This is a genomic window from Enterococcus sp. AMC1251 (assembly GCF_058216535.1).
Window position 1 is genome coordinate 2914988 of the sequence record NZ_CM177098.1, and the last position, 17481, is coordinate 2932468.

The following is a 17481-nucleotide window of genomic DNA, read 5'->3' on the forward strand; positions in this document are numbered from 1 at the left end:
CTGTTTATTATAATGAATAAAGAAAAAACTGGTCATGGGCAAGCTTCTGGAAAAATTATATTGATGGGAGAACATTCTGTCGTCTATGGAGAGCCTGCGATTGCATTTCCATTTAAAGAGACTTACATTTCAACAAAAGTTGAACCTGCCGTTCTCATGATATTAGATTGTCATTATTTTACGGGAGAATTATCAGAAGCACCTCCTCAATTAAAAAGTGTCAAAGAAGTCATTATCCAAACTTTGAGTGTACTTCATCAAGAAAATATAACCTTAAAAATCACTATTGCTAGTACAATTCCAGCAGAACGAGGGATGGGATCAAGTGCTGCTGCAGCCGTTTCTATCGTTCGAGCGCTATTTGATTATTTCGCTGTTCCATGCTCACAAGAAGTACTGCTTCCTCTAGTCAATCGTGCTGAAAAAATTGCTCATGGAAATCCTAGTGGTATTGATGCGGCAGCAACTAGCGGAAATGAATCCTTATTTTTCATAAAAGGTCGTCCATTGGAATCATTCCCAATGAATGTTTCCAATGCTTTTTTAATCGTCGCTGATACCGGTGTTAAAGGTCAAACACGAGCAGCTGTCAGTGATGTAGCCACCCTTTTTGATCAAAACAAACAAAACATTTCGAAGTATATAACTGAGTTAGGCCACTTGACTAAGCGTGCAAAACAAGCTATTTTAACAGATGATGTTCTTACCTTAGGAAATGTCATGAATCAAGCACAAGAACAGCTTAAAGCATTGACCGTCAGCAATGAGCAACTTGACCACTTAGTTGTTACAGCTCGGGAAAATGGTGCTCTAGGAGCAAAATTAACAGGTGGCGGGCGTGGCGGTTGCATGATCGCTTTGTCTGATTCTAAGGAGCAAGCGGTAAAAATCGCTGCTGCGATGGAATCGGCTGGTGCAAAAGCCACTTGGATTCAATCATTGGGAGTGAATAATTAATGTACGCTGGAAAAGCACGAGCCTATACAAATATTGCATTAATCAAATATTGGGGCAAAAAAGATGAGCACCTGATAGTGCCAATGAACAGTAGTCTTTCTTTAACATTAGATGCATTTTATACCGAAACCAGCGTGTATTTTGATGAAACATTGACTGAAGATGTGTTCTTTTTAGATGGGAAAAAACAAGACTCTAAGCAAACAGCAAAAATAGCTAAATTCTTAGACCTTGTCCGTCAACAACAAAATCTGGCATTATTTGCTACCGTTGACAGCCATAACTTTGTTCCAACAGCAGCAGGTTTAGCTTCCTCAGCTAGTGGTTTAGCGGCTTTGGCTGGGGCATGTAACGAAGCATTAAATTTACAATTAACAGAAACAGAATTATCTCGCTTAGCTAGACGTGGCTCCGGTTCAGCCTGTCGTAGTATTTTCGGTGGATTTGCTGAGTGGCAAAAGGGCGACTCCGATCAGAACTCTTTTGCTCGAAATATTCCTTCTGATAAATGGGAAGATGAATTAGCAATGTTGTTTGTTTTAGTCGATGATGGGATGAAAGATATTTCTAGTCGTGATGGGATGAAGCGTACTGTTGAAACATCAAGCTTTTATTCTGGTTGGCTAGAAAATGTTGAAGTAGATTTAGCAACAGCTAAACAAGCAATCAAAGAAAAAGACTTTACTAAGCTTGGTGAAGTCACTGAGGCAAACGGACTACTCATGCATGGTACTACTTTGGCAGCCATACCTCCGTTTACTTACTGGTCACCAGAAAGTCTAGAAGTCATGCAATTCGTGCGCTTAGCTCGACAACAAGGTCTGCCTTGTTACTTTACAATGGATGCTGGACCGAACGTTAAAGTTTTAGTAGAAAAGAAAAATTTGACTGCTTTAAAAACTTTTTTAGCGGAACATTTTTCTGAGCAACAGCTGATTACAGCAAACGCAGGACCAGGAATTAAAACACTTCCTCTAGAAAGGTCGGAAAAGTTATGATAGAAGTTTCCACACCAGGCAAGCTGTTTATTGCGGGTGAGTATGCTGTTGTCGAACCTGGGCATCCAGCGATCATCGTTGCCGTAGATCAATTTGTAACGGTTACTGTTGAAACAGCAGAAAATGTCGGCAGCATTCAGTCTGCTCAGTTCAGCTCGTTACCGGTATGTTGGACAAGAAGACACAATGAATTAGTGCTGGATATTCGAGAAAATCCTTTTCACTATGTGTTGGCTGCTATTCGTTTAACAGAAAAATATGCTCAAGAACAACACAAAGAATTATCTTTCTATCATTTGAAAGTCACTAGTGAATTAGACAATTCTAATGGACGCAAATATGGATTAGGTTCTAGTGGTGCCGTCACTGTTGCAACGGTAAAGGCATTGAGTCTTTTTTATGAGTTAGAATTATCTGAAGAAGAAACATTCAAGCTTTCTGCTTTGGCTCATTTAGAAGTTCAAGGAAATGGCTCTTGCGGAGATATCGCTGCAAGTTGCTACGGCGGCTGGATCGCTTTTTCAACTTTCGACCATCAATGGGTCCTTGAAAAAGTTCAAAAGCTAACGTTGACGACATTACTTGATGCCCAATGGCCAAAATTAATGATCCAGCCTTTGACTGTTCCAAAAAAACTACGTCTATTGATCGGTTGGACGGGTTGTCCTGCTTCTACTTCTGACTTGGTAGATCAAGTTCATCAGTCAAAAGAAGTACAAGAAGCTGCTTACCAACGATTTTTAGTTGACAGTAAAGCTTGTGTTGAAACAATGATCGCAGGCTTCAACTCGGAAAATATTGCATTGATTCAAACGCAAATACGAAAAAACCGAAAATTACTTCAACAGTTGACCTCGATCACAGGTGTTACGATTGAAACCCCTGCCCTAAAAAAATTATGTAATTTAGCACAAACCTATGGCGGTGCAGCGAAATCATCTGGTGCAGGTGGCGGTGATTGCGGAATCGTCTTATTTAAACAAAAATCCGGGATTTTACCGTTAATGAGTTCTTGGGAAAAAGAAGGAATTACTCCTTTACCACTACATGTATATTCATACGGAAAGAAGGACAAAGATGAATCGAAAAGATGAGCATATCTCTTTGGCGAAAGCCTTTCATAAAGAAAAAACGAATGACTTCGACCAAATGAATTTTGTTCATCATTCATTTTCAGAAATTGCAATGGCCGAGGTCGATATTTCAACCTTCTTTCTTGGCTATCATTTCAAACAACCGTTTTATATCAATGCTATGACAGGCGGTAGTGCGCGAGCTAAGAAAATCAATCAACAGCTAGGCATCATCGCTAAAGAAACTGGTGTAATGGTGGCAACTGGGTCGGTCAATGCAGCGTTAAAAAATCCTGACTTAGCTGATACTTATCAAATCATGCGTAAAGAAAATCCCGATGGTATGATTTTGGCAAATATTGGTGCTGGGCTTTCTTTAGAAGAAGCGAAAAGAGCTGTCGATCTTTTTCACGCTAACGGACTGCAAATTCATGTGAATATTCCACAAGAGTTAGTAATGCCCGAAGGCGATCGAGATTTCCATGGTTGGCTTGATACTATTGAAGATATTGCCTCTCACTTGTCCGTTCCTGTAATTGTTAAAGAAGTTGGTTTTGGCATGAGCAGTGAAACGATTGAACAATTGGTTTTGCGTGGTGTCAAAGCAGTTGATGTTAGCGGTCAAGGTGGAACAAGTTTTACCCAAATCGAAAATGCTCGCCGTAAAAAAAGAGAACTAGGATTTTTGACTGATTGGGGACAATCAACAGTGCTTTCGTTATTAGAATCATTAAATTGGCAACGTGATTTGACGATTTTAGCCTCTGGCGGCGTTCGACAATCCTTGGATATCGTCAAAGCTCTTAGCTTAGGGGCAAAAAGTGCTGGCGTGGCTGGGACTATTTTAAACCAGCTGATGACAAATGGTCTTGATGAAACAATCGAGCTTGTTCTGCAATGGGAAGATGAGCTTAAACTGTTGTATACGTTGCTTGGGAAGAAAACAACAGCTGAACTTATGACAACGGATATTGTTTTTTCTGGCGAGATTATCCAATGGTGTGAAAGTCGTGGGATTGCTTATCAACCATTTGCGAAGAGATGTAAATAACTAACTACTCAATAAGTATAATACAATAATTCGGGATTTTAGAATCACACTATATAAATTATTCAAATTTATTCACTAATTAATTATTTGCAAATAGAAAACCTTGTCATAAATTATTTATCCTATGACAAGGTTTTTAAAATAGACCTTATTCTGCAAGTTAGGGAGAATTGTTGATCTCCAGTGTTACTAAAGCTTTTATCTTTCAATTGTTTAAAAAAGCACAACCGCGATGACTAAAAAAATGTTTGTCCAACTTCTAATACACTAAGAACGTTGGTCTTCACCAACCTTTGAATATAAAATAAAAATTGATCCCATCATAGTAACCACACCTAAAATGCCAAATATTTGTACATGCTGTTCCCAACCTAAATTGCTGATAAGTAATCCTCCAACTATAGGTCCCATAGTTGAACCAATTTTAATTAGCTCTGACCAACTAAAAAAGGCTCCCTTATTTTGTTCATTTGCAATTTGATCAACGGCATAATCAAATCGTGCACCTAAAAGTAATTCTCCAACAGAATATAACAGGGTAAAAACTAGCAATGAAACGTAGTTTGGAAAAAAATTAACCATCAGTAAACAACTAGCAAACAGAATATTACTAGCTATCAAAACATAAGTAGATTGAATTTTTTGGATCAAATGTATCATTGGAAATTGAAAAATAATGATAGCTAAAGCACTGAATGATAATAAGAAACTATACATTTTCATACCTCCTGTAGCACCATGAGATAAATATTGCGAAATCGTAGAATTAAATTGAGAATAACCAAAATAGGAAAACATTACTCCAATTATTAATAAAACTAGTTGTTTAAAGTTTTTGTCAAAAATAATAGATTTTTTAGCTTCTACTTCTATAGCTTTATGATCAATTTTGCTTTTATTCGACCTATCTGTTTCTCTTAAAAGCAAATTAGTTAGTCCAACAAAAATATAAATAATCCCCAAAATTGCATAAGGTTTAATTGTGTATTTAAATCCCAATGTCATACTCAATAACGGTCCTACTACTGCTCCAACGTTGATGGTTGCATAACGCAAATTGAAAATAAGTAATTTCGATTTATTTTCAGTGTATAAACTCAAAGATTTTTTACATGAAGGTTCATAGATTACATAACACAGTCCATTTAGTCCGTTAAGTATCATAAAATCTTGGAAATTTTTAGCGAAAGAAAAGAGTATAAAAATAACACCCCAAATAATTGGTATTATGACTAACATTTTTTTCGCTTGCACACGATCAATTAATTTACCTGCTATTAATGAAAACAGTACATTCACCAATGGGTTAATACCAATGATATAGCCTACCTGTGTGGGAGACAACATGGCGACATCACTTAAATAAATAGCTAGAAATGGAATACTCATAAACATTGCTATTCGAGAAAATAGTGTTCCAACTAATAAAATGACAGCTGATTTTGAAATTTTTGACATAAGAAACTCCCCTATTATCTTTTATTTTCTAACAAAGTAACAATCTTTTTTCAGTATAAACGATAGTTGTCTCGTCTTATTTTTTTTGTTAGAATACTAACAAAGGAGAAGGTATGATGTACGGAAAAACAATTAAATCTATTAGAAAATCAAAAGGTATCTCACAGTCTGAGCTCGCTCTTAGCATTATGTCACGATCAAACTTATCTAATTTTGAAAATGGTCATTATATCCCAGCATTCGACAAAGTTATACAATTATTAAACCGATTAAACGTGACTATCGATGAGTTTTTAGCTTTAAGTGAACAAACAGATATTTATTATCAATTGCTATATAATGAACTTGTTGCCTCAGAAAATTACGGAACTACAGATGATTTAAACGTAATTAATGAAAAAATCTCAAATGTGAAAAGAATGTCTAACAACTATTTCGAATTATATTTATTATCACAATATGTATTAATTAAAAACGAATTAGAAACAATACTCACACTTAAAGAAATTAAAAATTATATCAAGCCTCTTCTTTTCAAAAGCGATCAATGGTTCAAAAGAGAGCTTCAACTATACAATAATTTTCTATCCTTATTTGATTTTTCAGAAAATCAAATTCTCTATAAAAAAGTTATTAAAAAACTAGCTCAACAAGATGTTTCTACAATATCTAAAGAGTATAAAGTTCATTTGGCTTTGAATTACGGAATGCAGCTTATCAAAGAAAATCATTGGGAATACGCAAAAAAAGTTTTACTTGATGGAAAAAAAGATGCCCAAAGAAAAAATCTTCTTTTTCAAGAACTACTTATTGATTGTCTCGTTTTAAATCAGACAAATCAAACGAAACATTTATTTGATAAACTAATTGATTTGGGTTATCAAAATAAGGTAACTATTTTAAATAGACACCTAAAATAATGATAAGATTTTATATTTTCAGATAATACAATCTATAAAAAAATGTTGAACAAAACTGAAATTCAGTTTTGTTCAACACCCTAAATACGAATAAATGGTCAAAAAAGAAACAAATGCTATACTTCGTTTCGATCCTATCAAATTCTAAGTGCTAAAGCACTAAGACTTGAAGAACACCTATTAGGAATCATTCACCATCGAAATTGAAAATTCCATATTTCTTGTCATTTTTATGAACTTATTTTTATTTCTTGAAGCTAAACACTTCTGTTCCTTCTCAGTCTAAACGTGAGAAAAAATCCTCCTATCCCTCATACACTTTCCTCAAAACAGCTAGCTCAATTCGTTTCATTTTATACAATTCCTGCCTCACCCGATATGCTCGATCTGGATCAGAACTATCGAACAGTTCGTCCATATCCGCAGTAACAGTTTGCCAATAAATACCGTATTCATCTTCCATCCAACCACATGACCATTCTTTTCCTTTGGCAGTTACCGTATTCCACAATCGGTCGATTTCAGCTTGATCCTTACAATACACATACAAGGACGTCGCCATCGTAAATGTAAAATTTGTGCACTTCATCACTATCCATCACTCGAAATGATTGTTCATGTATTGTAAATAATGCTTGTGCTACGGTTCCGTCAGATTTTTTTGAACATATTTGATTTGACCTTCACCAAAAATCTCAATCCATTGATTCATCGCCTCTTCCGCTTTTCCAAACTGTTCTCCAGTAAATAAAAAACTTGGTGTAATCGACTGTGGCGTTCCCCCTAAGATCAGCTGCCATGAAACAACATACTGATCTTTTAACCAACCGTATTTCTTATTGAAAGAATAACCCCTAAATTCCATCAATACTTCACCTTTGTGACTTAGCTTCTCCCATAAACGATTGATTTGCGCTTCTGTCTCACATTCTACGAAAAATGAAATTGCGGGTGTAAAATTAAATTCTGGTCCACCATTTAGCAAAATAACTTCTTGTCCTGCAAGTGTTAACGATATCGTCAGCACGGATCCTTTAGATTGGTACCGTCTACATAGTAATCAACCTGATTGATTTTACTTTGTTCAAATACGTTCACATAAAACTCAGCAGCTTCTTCTACTTTTCCATCAAACCATAAACATGGAGAAAATTTGGACATCTTCGATCATCCTTTCTTGAATAGAATAAGCCTGATACTTTAACGCCATTATATACACCAACTGATCTATTCGAAAAAGCAACGCTCGTTTTCTATTTTGTTCCAAGAACACCTCTCTTATTAGTAACTGCCTTCCACACCTTGCGAGGTTAAAATCACTGACCCTTCTTTCGTAATCGCTAAACTATGTTCATATTGACAACTTAAGCTACCGTCTTTTGTCTTAGCAGTCCAACATTTTGGTTCCATTTGCCATAAACCAGCATTGACCATCGGCTCTATCGTTATTGTCATGTCTTCTTTTAGTCGTATACCCTTACCAGGCTCTCCATAATGAGCGAAAAATAGCTTTTCATGAATTGTTGGATCAATTCCGTTTGCTATGACAACACTGTAGCCTTCTGACTCTACATACGTTTGAATCGCATGACCAATATCGCCAAAACGATTACCAACTTGAGCTTGTTCAATGCCTAAATATAAAGTTTTTTTTTGACTTCCATTAGATGTCTTGTTTCATCTGTAGCACTTCCCACTGTATAAGACCAGCAAGAATCTGATATAATACCATGTAAATCAATACACATATCGACTTTAATCAAGTCTCCGTCTTTTAATTTTTTTCCTCGGAAAACCATGACAGATTTCATCGTTGATACTACAACACATTGCATACTCATAATTTTCAACTCCAATTTGCGCAGCCACTCCACCATGACTTTCAATGTAATGACGAACAAATACTTCGTTGTCCCAACTTGTAATTCCAGGTTTGATAAATGTACGTAATTGTTTGTACACATCTGCTAATAAGGCGCCTGATTCTGCCATCTTACCTATTTCTCTTTTTCATTTTAGTGTAACCATTTATCTTCTCTTTCCTTGATTCGATTTATTTAGGTTAAAATAATTTTCTGAAATTCACTTGATTCTTCACTTTTCCATAACCTTGATGTTCATAAAATTTATGAGCTTCGGTGCGCTCTATTCCTGAGTTTAAACGGATACCTTGCACATCATTATCTTTTGCCCATTGTTCTGCATAATTTAATAGTGATTTCCCTACTCCTTTTCTCTGTATTTCTTCTCCCACCACAAGTGCCAGAACATTCATCAATCTGGGGCCGTAGGTGCATACATATTCACTTAGCTGAATATATCCAACTACTTTTCCTTCTATTTCTTTTACAAATAATTTATTAACCGGTGATGAAAGTAGATAACTTAACTGTTTTTTGGCATCTTCCAATGGATATTCATGATTTAATGGGTACGTATTTAGTTGATTGATCGCTTCAATATCTTCTAGTTTTGCTTCTCTAATTGTCATTATCTATCCCCTCCGCTTTTGATTATCTTCATTATGCTCTTTTTCATAAAAAAAGAAGAGCAACTTTTACGCTGCTCTTCGCACTTTTTTAATTAACCATTGTAGGCATCAATGATGATTTGTTTTAATTCACTGATCAATGGTTCTTTTGGATTTGCTGTTGTACATTGATCTTCGTAAGCTAATTCCGCCATGTGATCAACCGTTGAATCAAGAATTTCTTGTGTTACACCTTGTGCTTTCAAGTTCATATCGATTCCAACAGATACACCTAAATCGTAAACAGCTGTTGCTAATGCATCCACTAATTCTGCTGTATTTTTTCCTTTAAGACCTAAGAATTTCGCAATATCAGCGTAGTCTGTGTCTGCACGGAAGTAGTCATATTTAGGGAACATTGCATGTTTTGAAGGATCTTTAGCATTGTAACGGATAATATGCGGTAATAAAATCGCATTTGTACGTCCGTGAGGAATCCCATATTCTCCACCAATTTTGTGTGCTACTGAGTGACAAATTCCCAAGAATGCATTGGCAAAAGCCATACCAGCCATTGTTGATGCGTTATGCATTTTTTCACGACTCTCTGCATCTGGACGTTTCACTGAGTTTTCTAAATGTTCAAAGACTAATTTAATTGCTTGTAAACTTAAACCACGAGTATAATCAGAAGCCATTACTGAAACGTAAGACTCTATTGCATGCGTTAAAACATCCATACCAGTATCAGCTGTTACAGAAGCTGGAACTGACATTACAAATTGTGGATCGATGATTGCAACATCTGGTGTTAATGCATAGTCAGCTAGTGGATATTTTACGTGCGTATCACTGTCTGTAATAACGGCAAATGGTGTTACTTCTGATCCTGTACCTGATGTTGTTGGGATACATACAAACTGAGTTTTAACTGCTTTTTCAATTTTGTACGTACGTTTACGGATATCTAAGAATTTTTGTTTAGCGCCAAAGAATTCTGTATCTGGGTGCTCATAAAACATCCACATGCCTTTAGCCGCGTCCATTGCAGAGCCGCCACCTAATGCGATAATTGTATCAGGTTCAAAATCAACCATGACTTTTGTTCCAGCATACACTGTGTTTGTTGATGGATTTGGTTCTACAGCTGAAAATACTTCGATTTGAACGTCATTTTTACGTTTTTGCAATTCTTTACGAACTGTATCTGCGTATCCGAATTGAACCATTCCCGGATCACAAACGATCATCACACGTTCAACATTTTCCATTTTTTGTAGATATTGTAATGAATTTTTTTCAAAGAAAATTTTTGGCGGTAATTTAAACCATTGCATATTATTTCTCCGTTTCGCTACAGTTTTGACATTGATCAAGTTAACAGCAGATACGTTTTTAGACACTGAGTTTTTACCGTAAGATCCGCAACCTAATGTTAATGAAGGAATCATTTCGTTATAGATATTCCCGATTCCGCCTTCTGCTGACGGAGAGTTTACCAAGATACGACAAGCTTTCATGCGTAAACCAAATTTCACTTGTAGATCTTCATCTTCTGTATGGATCACAGCAGTATGTCCTAAACCGCCTAGTTCAAGCATTTCTTCACATAGGTCAAAGGCATGATCTGTATTTTTTGCTTTCATCATAGCTAAAACTGGAGACAATTTTTCACGAGAAAGCGGGTATTCCGCTCCAGCACCTTCAAGTTCAGCTATTAAGATTTTTGTGCCTTTTGGTACTTTGATGCCTGCTAGTTCTGCGATATGTTCAGCAGAGTACCCAACGATTGCTGGATTAACGGCATATTTCCCTTCATTCATTACTGCATTTTCTAGTTTTTGTAATTCGTTTGGTTTAACAAAGTACACTTGATGTGCTTCAAATTCTGCTTTAACAGCTGCATATACTTCTTTATCTACGATCACAGCTTGTTCAGAAGCACAGATCATACCGTTATCGAATGATTTAGACACGATCAAGTCATTAACTGCACGTTTGATTTTTGCTGTTTTTTCAATATATGAAGGAACATTACCTGGTCCAACACCTAAAGCTGGTTTACCAGTTGAATACGCTGATTTCACCATAGCGCTACCACCAGTGGCTAAAACAATCGCAATTCCAGGATGATTCATCAAACCGGAAGTCGCTTCTAATGAAGGTTGTTCGATCCATTGCACACAGTTTTCAGGAGCGCCTGCTTTAATGGCTGCATCACGAACAATGCGAGCAGCTTCCGCAGAACATTTTTGAGCACTTGGATGGAATGCGAATACGATTGGGTTCCGTGTTTTGATTGAGATCAATGCTTTAAAAATCGTTGTTGAAGTTGGGTTTGTTGTTGGTGTAACTCCACAAACCACTCCCACTGGTTCAGCGATTTCGATCAAACCTGTTTGGTCGTCTTTATTGATCACACCTACAGTTTTATCATGTTTAATGCTGTTCCAAATATACTCAGAAGCATACATGTTTTTGATTGCTTTATCTTCGTAAATTCCACGACCTGTTTCTTCGACAGCCATTTTTGCTAAAGGCATATGTTGATCTAAAGCAGCCATTGCCATTTGGTGCACAATGTGGTCAACTTTTTCTTGATCGAAGTCTTCCATTTCTTTTAAAGCAACATTTGCTTTTTTTGCTAACTCGTCGATCATAGCTGTTACATCAGTCGTTTTAGTATCTTCTTTCTTCATTGTTTTAGCCATTGTGATCCTCCTAGAAAAATAAATGATTTATTTTTGTTTGTTAATTAATTCACATACACATCATACAACATTATTATTTCATTGTAAATAGTTTTATTGTGATTTTTTTCACATTTATTCAAATTATTTTTCAATTAGCTACACAAGTGTTTTTTATCTAGCAAAAAAAAAAAAAACCTATTCTTAACTTAGAATAGATCCGTTAAATCATGCCAATCGTTAACTGTTAAACTACTTGTTTGAGCAATTAATTGTTGATAATCAAAAAATTCATTTGGCTTAATATGTAAAATATCTTCTCGACAAGCTTTAATCGATAGTGGGGATTTCTTCTTCCAACGATAACAAACAAGATAGTTCATTAATTCAGTTTCGTTGACTGAAGAATAACCAAGTTGGTGAAAAGATTGGCATTTGACTTTTAATTCTTTTTTTAATAAAAACTTTTGATGCCAGGATAGCTTTTCGATGGCTTTCTCCTTCTTTCTAAAAAATAATCTATGTTGTTTTCTTATCCGTTTAGAAAGAAAAAATCCCAGCAAGCTGGAATTTATTCTTTCGTTTCGTTGTTATCAGAAGTTTCTGTTGCAATTGGTTCTTCAACAACTAGTTCTTCTTTCGTCTCAACTACAGTTACATCATTGTCATTTGTAACAATGGTACCTGGTTTTACAGTCTTAATTGCTGCACGATCAAACTCAAGGATAATTCCTTCACAATCAATCAGTACAGTTTTTTTATCATTGTCGATTTCAGAAATTACACCGTGTAATCCACCAATCGTTACAACTCCGTCACCCACTTTCATTGCATCCAAAAGTGTTTGACGTTCATTTTGTTGTTTCTTTTGCGAACGAGTCATAAAAAACATCAATCCTGCTAAAAGAATTAATGGTAAAATAAACGAAAGTCCTCCGCCCATTATCTATTCACCTCTCTATCCTATAATCACTAGTTTACTGTAACAAAATTTCTTGTACAACACTAGTCTTTTGATCATTTTTTTAGAAACTTTTCGCATTCTCTTTGTTGAAGCCGTATTCTTCAAAAAATGCTTGCCTAAATTCTAGTAAATTATCGTCCATTATCGCTTGACGAACTTGTTTCATTACATTTAATAGGAAATATAAATTATGATAAGAGGTTAAACGAATCCCAAATGTTTCATCCGCTTTGATCAAGTGACGGATATAAGCACGTGTATAATTTTTACACGTGTAGCAATCACATTTTTCATCCAAGGGACGGAAATCTCTAGCGTATTGAGCATTTTTAACCACAAGACGACCTTTAGATGTCATACAAGTTCCGTTTCTAGCAATTCGAGTTGGCAATACACAGTCAAACATATCGATCCCACGAATCACACCATCGATCAATGAATCCGCTGTTCCCACACCCATTAAGTATCTTGGTTTATTATCAGGAATCAAAGGCGTTGTAAAATCTAGCACACGGTTCATTTCAGCCTTAGGTTCACCCACAGATAAACCACCGATAGAATACCCCGGAAAGTCCATACTGATTAAATCTTTCGCACTTTGACGACGTAAATCTTCAAAACCGGCACCTTGGATGATGCCAAATAATCCTTGACGATCTGGATTACCATGAGCTTTCAAGCCACGTTCTGCCCAGCGTGAGGTGCGTTCGATTGATTTCTTTACATAATCATAGCTTTCATCAAACGGCGGACATTCATCAAAACTCATCATAATATCAGAGCCTAGATTATTTTGAATGTTAATGGCTTTTTCTGGTGAAAGGAATAATTTCGATCCATTCAAATGATGTCTAAAATGAACACCTTCTTCTGTGATTTTACGCATATCACTTAATGAAAATACCTGAAAACCGCCAGAATCTGTTAAGATTGGTTGGTCCCAATTCATAAATTTATGTAAGCCGCCTGCTTCTGCAATCAAATCATCTCCAGGACGAAGCCACAAATGATACGTATTGCTCAGAATAATTCCTGCGCCCATCTCTTTCAAATCTTCTGGTGACATTGTTTTTACTGTCGCTAACGTTCCTACAGGCATAAACATCGGTGTTGGAAAAGTACCGTGAGGTGTGATTATTTCCCCTAAACGGGCGCCTGTATGCTTTTCTTTCTTTATTAAACGATAACGAATGGCTGGTTCCGACATTCATTCTCCTACTTTCTTTTGTAAATTTACACTTTCCTCATCATACTTTTTTTTATTCGTATTTGCAAGGTTTTACAGGCTTTCTTTAGGATATCCTTAGATAAAAAAACCGGAGATAAAATTTCGAAATCTTTAGTCTCCAGTTTCTTTTGTTCTTTTTAAGTTTACTTATTTATTACTCATTGCTGTTTCAAGTTCGATCATTGCTGTTTTTACAATTTTTGGCGTAATCTTTTCTTTCATATAATGAATAGTTTCATGCGGCTCAGCAGCACGTTCAGCAATCCTCAGGTACTCATCCTCTGATAAGCGCATCTTCATTTCTTTTAAAGAGATTGGCAAATTAAGAGCACGGTAAAACGGAATTAGTTGCTCGATTTCAGCCCATTTATTTTCGATCACTAACTGAACCAAAACACCGTAAGCCACTTTATTACCATGAAGCTGTTGATGGCTCTTTGGTAAAATAGTCAACGCATCATGAATTGAGTGAGCGCCAGATGTTCGCCCGTAATCATCACCGAATCCGCCAACCATTCCGCCAAGTAAAATATTCGTTTCTACAACATTCAAAAAAGCTTGATTGATTTCTTTTCTCTCCATGGCTGCAAGCGCTTCTTGACTGTCAGAAAGCAAAACATCTCGGCATTTTTTTGCTGCAAAAGCAGATACTTGGATTTCGATCGGCTGTACTTCTAATTGTGAGATCATTGCATCTGCTTCGTACCATTTAGCTACAGTATCGCCAATCCCTGCAATCATTAACTCGATCGGTGAATGTAAAATAACTTTAGGCTCGATCAAAACCAGGGAGTTGCTTTGTGAAAACACATCGTAGCGATCCATAGCGCCATTATTTTTGTAGATTACACTTAATGGAGTATACGCAGCGCAAGTTGCCGCTAACGTTGGTAAAATCAAGACAGGCGTATTACACTGATTCGCTATAGCTTTACCTAAATCAGCAATTTTTCCACCTCCGACAGCGATGATTCCTTCTAGCTGCTCGTGTTCAAACATTTGTTTTAAAGCTATCGTCTGCTCATCTGTACATGCTCCTCCGTAATAGGTAAAGTGTGCATCTATATTCATTAATGTAGGAAAATAAGGTTTAGCTGCTTCCCATGAATCTTTCCCGTGTAAAACCATTACTCGTTTGATCTTTCTTCTATTTAAATGTTCTTCTAAATCATCCCACGCACCAACTCGGCATTCATATTCTTGCGGCGCTCCTCTTACTATCAATGATTGATTCATTCTTCTCGACCTTTCATTTTTTACTAATTTTTATGCAAAAGTGAAATTTTTAAATTCTTTGATAAAATTCACTTTTCCTTTCCCTTAATCTATGATATGATAAAACACATCCAAAAACAATAAATTTTTATACATTTATCAACTGTTTTTAGAATATTTATTGAAAATCTAGGTAGTTGTGCTTACTCAACTGTTATCACTCTATCATAAAGGAGAAGAACAAATGAAATTATGTAAAAAAACCTTAGCACTTATTGTCCCTATATTGCTGATACTACTCACTTTTATTCCTGTAACTACAGCAATTGCGGAAGAACCTGATCCAGTCTATGATCGCATTATGAAACGTGGTGAACTCATTGTTGGTCTGTCCGCTGATTATGCACCTTATGAATTTCATGCAGATGTTGACGGCAAAGACCAAGTCGTTGGTTTTGACATCTCAATCGCACAAAAAATCGCAGATGATCTTGGTGTTAAATTAAAAATCGAAGAGTTGGGTTTTGATGCATTATTAGGTGCCTTAAAAACAGGTAAGATCGATTTGATCATTTCAGGGATGGCGCCAACACCTGAACGATTACAAGAAGTTAATTTTTCAACGCCTTACATGACCGTTCAACAAAAAGTAGTTGTTAGAAAATCTGACAACGATCAATTCCAATCAACAAAAGACTTCAATGGTGTAAAAGTTGGCGTCCAAAAACAAACTACTCAAGAAGAATTGGCAAAAACAGAACTTGTTGGTTCAATTCCAACTTCTTTACAAAAAGTACCAGACATCATCATGAACTTAAAAAATAAAAAAGTGGATGCTGCTGTTTTAGAAGGTCCTGTTGCAGAAGCTTACGTTGATCGTGATCAAGAATTGACATTTGCAGATGTTACATTTGAACAAGGTGAAAAGGATGCGGCCGTTGCTATTCCTAAAAATGCGCCTGTTTTAGAACAAAAAGTCAATGCTTCAATCAAAACGATCAATGACAATAACTTACTTGATGGTTATAAAAAAGAAGCTGGGAAATTAATGTTTACTGATGATGAAAGCTTCCTTGGAAAATACGGAAAATTCTATATCAGCGGTGCTGGTTATACAATTTTCTTAGCCTTCATGGGTGTATTATTTGGAGCAATTTTAGGTGGTTTGCTTGCTTTAATGAAGTTATCTAAATCAAAATTTTTACGTGGTATTGCAATCTGCTATATTGAATATGTTCGCGGAACTCCTTTATTAGTTCAAATCTTTATCGTTTATTTCGGTACAGGAGTTTTAGGTCTTGATCTATCTAAAATTGCTGCTGGTTGTATCGCTCTTGCTTTAAACAGTGGTGCTTATGTTGCTGAAATCGTTCGTGCCGGAATCAACGCCGTTAACAAGGGACAATTAGAAGCAGCACGTTCTCTTGGTATGAACCAACCCCAAGCAATGCGCTATGTCATTTTACCGCAAGCAATCAAGAATATCTTGCCTGCTTTAGGAAATGAATTTGTTACTGTAATCAAAGAATCTTCTGTCGTTTCGGTTATCGGGGTTTCAGAATTGATTTTCCAAGCCGGCAATGTTCAAGGAGCCAGCTTTAAACCATTCTTACCATACCTCGTAGTATCATTGATTTACTTTGTTTTAACCTTTACTATTTCGCGCCTGTTAGGTGTTGCTGAAAGGAGAATGAGCACTAGTGATTAATATTAAAAACTTGCACAAAACCTTCGGGAAAAATGAAGTCTTAAAAGGCATCGATTTAGATGTAAATGCTGGAGAAGTTGTCGTGATCATCGGCCCTTCCGGCAGCGGAAAAAGTACCTTTCTACGTTGTTTGAACTTATTAGAACAACCAACAGACGGAACGATCGAATTTGAAGGAAAAAATTTATTGGATAAAGATACAGATATTGATACACTTCGCCAAAAAATGGGTATGGTATTTCAAAATTTCAATCTATTCCCTCATAAAACAGTTTTGGATAATTTAACACTCAGTCCAATCAAAGTCAAAAAAGAAACCGTCGAAGTAGCAAAAGAAAAAGCGTTCGCTCTGTTAGAACAAGTCGGCCTAAAAGATAAAGCTGCAAGCTATCCCTCAAGCTTATCAGGTGGCCAACAACAACGGGTGGCAATTGCTCGTGCATTGGCAATGAATCCTGATGTGATGCTCTTTGACGAACCAACTTCTGCACTAGATCCAGAAATGGTCGGTGAAGTATTAGCTGTTATGAAAGCTTTAGCTGTTGAAGGTATGACGATGGTCGTTGTAACACATGAGATGGGGTTTGCCCGTGAAGTGGCCGATCGTGTGATTTTCATGGATGCGGGAATCATTCAGGAAGAAGGCACACCAGAAGAGATTTTCGGCCAACCGAAAAACCCAAGAACTCAGGATTTCTTAAGAAAAGTTTTGTAAAAATCGAAAGAGGGCAAAGCAAGGACAAATAAAC

At 36.3% G+C, this 17481-nt stretch carries 14 protein-coding genes and 2 pseudogenes; 7 read left to right on the top strand and 9 right to left on the bottom strand.

The window, feature by feature from the left end:
• Positions 1 to 12 precede the first annotated feature (12 nt).
• From mvk to fni, 4 genes are read left to right on the top strand one after another with little or no spacing between them, the layout of a single operon-like run.
• A complete protein-coding gene (gene mvk, locus AC4BBR_RS13785) occupies positions 13 to 957 on the top strand; it encodes a mevalonate kinase (protein ID WP_490460075.1) in 945 nt (314 codons plus the stop codon).
• Complete coding sequence (mvaD, locus tag AC4BBR_RS13790) at positions 957 to 1955, top strand: diphosphomevalonate decarboxylase (protein ID WP_490460076.1); 999 nt, start codon at positions 957 to 959, stop codon at positions 1953 to 1955. Before mvk ends, mvaD begins: the two co-directional genes overlap by 1 nt.
• Positions 1952 to 3049, top strand: a complete 1098-nt coding sequence (locus AC4BBR_RS13795; protein WP_490460077.1) for a phosphomevalonate kinase — start codon at positions 1952 to 1954, stop codon at positions 3047 to 3049. The genes mvaD and AC4BBR_RS13795 overlap by 4 nt, the downstream gene beginning before the upstream one ends.
• Positions 3033 to 4079 carry a type 2 isopentenyl-diphosphate Delta-isomerase gene (gene fni / locus AC4BBR_RS13800; protein ID WP_490460078.1) on the top strand — a complete coding sequence of 349 codons (1047 nt, stop codon included), beginning with the start codon at positions 3033 to 3035 and terminating at the stop codon, positions 4077 to 4079. Before AC4BBR_RS13795 ends, fni begins: the two co-directional genes overlap by 17 nt.
• A gap of 267 nt (positions 4080 to 4346) precedes the next feature.
• Here fni and AC4BBR_RS13805 read toward each other — a convergent pair whose 3' ends face one another.
• On the bottom strand, positions 4347 to 5537 hold the full coding sequence (locus AC4BBR_RS13805) for an MFS transporter (RefSeq protein WP_490460079.1): 1191 nt from the start codon (positions 5535 to 5537) through the stop codon (positions 4347 to 4349).
• 116 nt (positions 5538 to 5653) lie between these two features.
• Between AC4BBR_RS13805 and AC4BBR_RS13810 the strand changes: the two genes are divergently transcribed.
• Positions 5654 to 6457: a helix-turn-helix domain-containing protein gene (locus tag AC4BBR_RS13810; RefSeq protein WP_490460080.1), complete on the top strand. Its 804-nt coding sequence runs from the start codon at positions 5654 to 5656 to the stop codon at positions 6455 to 6457.
• Between the two features lie 304 nt (positions 6458 to 6761).
• Here AC4BBR_RS13810 and AC4BBR_RS13815 read toward each other — a convergent pair.
• From AC4BBR_RS13815 to AC4BBR_RS13850, 8 genes and pseudogenes are all read right to left on the bottom strand, one after another.
• A pseudogene (locus AC4BBR_RS13815) lies at positions 6762 to 7618 on the bottom strand (VOC family protein).
• Positions 7619 to 7738: 120 nt separating this feature from the next.
• Positions 7739 to 8449, bottom strand: a pseudogene (gene map / locus AC4BBR_RS13820) (type I methionyl aminopeptidase).
• A 70-nt stretch (positions 8450 to 8519) separates the two neighbouring features.
• Entirely contained in the window at positions 8520 to 8948 is a 429-nt protein-coding gene (locus AC4BBR_RS13825) for a GNAT family N-acetyltransferase (protein ID WP_490460081.1), read from the bottom strand.
• Positions 8949 to 9040: 92 nt separating this feature from the next.
• Entirely contained in the window at positions 9041 to 11638 is a 2598-nt protein-coding gene (gene adhE / locus AC4BBR_RS13830) for a bifunctional acetaldehyde-CoA/alcohol dehydrogenase (protein ID WP_490460082.1), read from the bottom strand.
• A 188-nt stretch (positions 11639 to 11826) separates the two neighbouring features.
• Positions 11827 to 12108, bottom strand: a complete 282-nt coding sequence (locus tag AC4BBR_RS13835) for a post-transcriptional regulator (protein ID WP_490462130.1) — start codon at positions 12106 to 12108, stop codon at positions 11827 to 11829.
• A gap of 80 nt (positions 12109 to 12188) precedes the next feature.
• Positions 12189 to 12560, bottom strand: a complete 372-nt coding sequence (gene yajC / locus AC4BBR_RS13840; protein WP_490460083.1) for a preprotein translocase subunit YajC — start codon at positions 12558 to 12560, stop codon at positions 12189 to 12191.
• An 82-nt stretch (positions 12561 to 12642) separates the two neighbouring features.
• Positions 12643 to 13788: a tRNA guanosine(34) transglycosylase Tgt gene (gene tgt / locus AC4BBR_RS13845; RefSeq protein ID WP_490460084.1), complete on the bottom strand. Its 1146-nt coding sequence runs from the start codon at positions 13786 to 13788 to the stop codon at positions 12643 to 12645.
• Positions 13789 to 13956: 168 nt separating this feature from the next.
• Complete coding sequence (locus AC4BBR_RS13850; RefSeq protein ID WP_490460085.1) at positions 13957 to 15045, bottom strand: iron-containing alcohol dehydrogenase family protein; 1089 nt, start codon at positions 15043 to 15045, stop codon at positions 13957 to 13959.
• Between the two features lie 223 nt (positions 15046 to 15268).
• Between AC4BBR_RS13850 and AC4BBR_RS13855 the strand changes: the two genes are divergently transcribed.
• Entirely contained in the window at positions 15269 to 16732 is a 1464-nt protein-coding gene (locus AC4BBR_RS13855; protein WP_490460086.1) for an ABC transporter substrate-binding protein/permease, read from the top strand.
• Positions 16725 to 17447 carry an amino acid ABC transporter ATP-binding protein gene (locus tag AC4BBR_RS13860; protein WP_490460087.1) on the top strand — a complete coding sequence of 241 codons (723 nt, stop codon included), beginning with the start codon at positions 16725 to 16727 and terminating at the stop codon, positions 17445 to 17447. Before AC4BBR_RS13855 ends, AC4BBR_RS13860 begins: the two co-directional genes overlap by 8 nt.
• The last annotated feature ends 34 nt before the right edge of the window (positions 17448 to 17481 follow it).

Excerpts from the sequence above, each read along its gene's own strand:
- fni (WP_490460078.1), top strand. The coding sequence starts at position 3,033 with ATGAATCGAAAAGATGAGCATATCTCTTTGGCGAAAGCCTTTCATAAA.
- AC4BBR_RS13855 (WP_490460086.1), top strand. The coding sequence starts at position 15,269 with ATGAAATTATGTAAAAAAACCTTAGCACTTATTGTCCCTATATTGCTG.
- AC4BBR_RS13805 (WP_490460079.1), bottom strand. The coding sequence starts at position 5,537 with ATGTCAAAAATTTCAAAATCAGCTGTCATTTTATTAGTTGGAACACTA.
- mvaD (WP_490460076.1), top strand. The coding sequence starts at position 957 with ATGTACGCTGGAAAAGCACGAGCCTATACAAATATTGCATTAATCAAA.
- AC4BBR_RS13825 (WP_490460081.1), bottom strand. The coding sequence starts at position 8,948 with ATGACAATTAGAGAAGCAAAACTAGAAGATATTGAAGCGATCAATCAA.
- yajC (WP_490460083.1), bottom strand. The coding sequence starts at position 12,560 with ATGGGCGGAGGACTTTCGTTTATTTTACCATTAATTCTTTTAGCAGGA.
- tgt (WP_490460084.1), bottom strand. The coding sequence starts at position 13,788 with ATGTCGGAACCAGCCATTCGTTATCGTTTAATAAAGAAAGAAAAGCAT.
- adhE (WP_490460082.1), bottom strand. The coding sequence starts at position 11,638 with ATGGCTAAAACAATGAAGAAAGAAGATACTAAAACGACTGATGTAACA.
- mvk (WP_490460075.1), top strand. The coding sequence starts at position 13 with ATGAATAAAGAAAAAACTGGTCATGGGCAAGCTTCTGGAAAAATTATA.
- AC4BBR_RS13810 (WP_490460080.1), top strand. The coding sequence starts at position 5,654 with ATGTACGGAAAAACAATTAAATCTATTAGAAAATCAAAAGGTATCTCA.
- AC4BBR_RS13795 (WP_490460077.1), top strand. The coding sequence starts at position 1,952 with ATGATAGAAGTTTCCACACCAGGCAAGCTGTTTATTGCGGGTGAGTAT.
- AC4BBR_RS13850 (WP_490460085.1), bottom strand. The coding sequence starts at position 15,045 with ATGAATCAATCATTGATAGTAAGAGGAGCGCCGCAAGAATATGAATGC.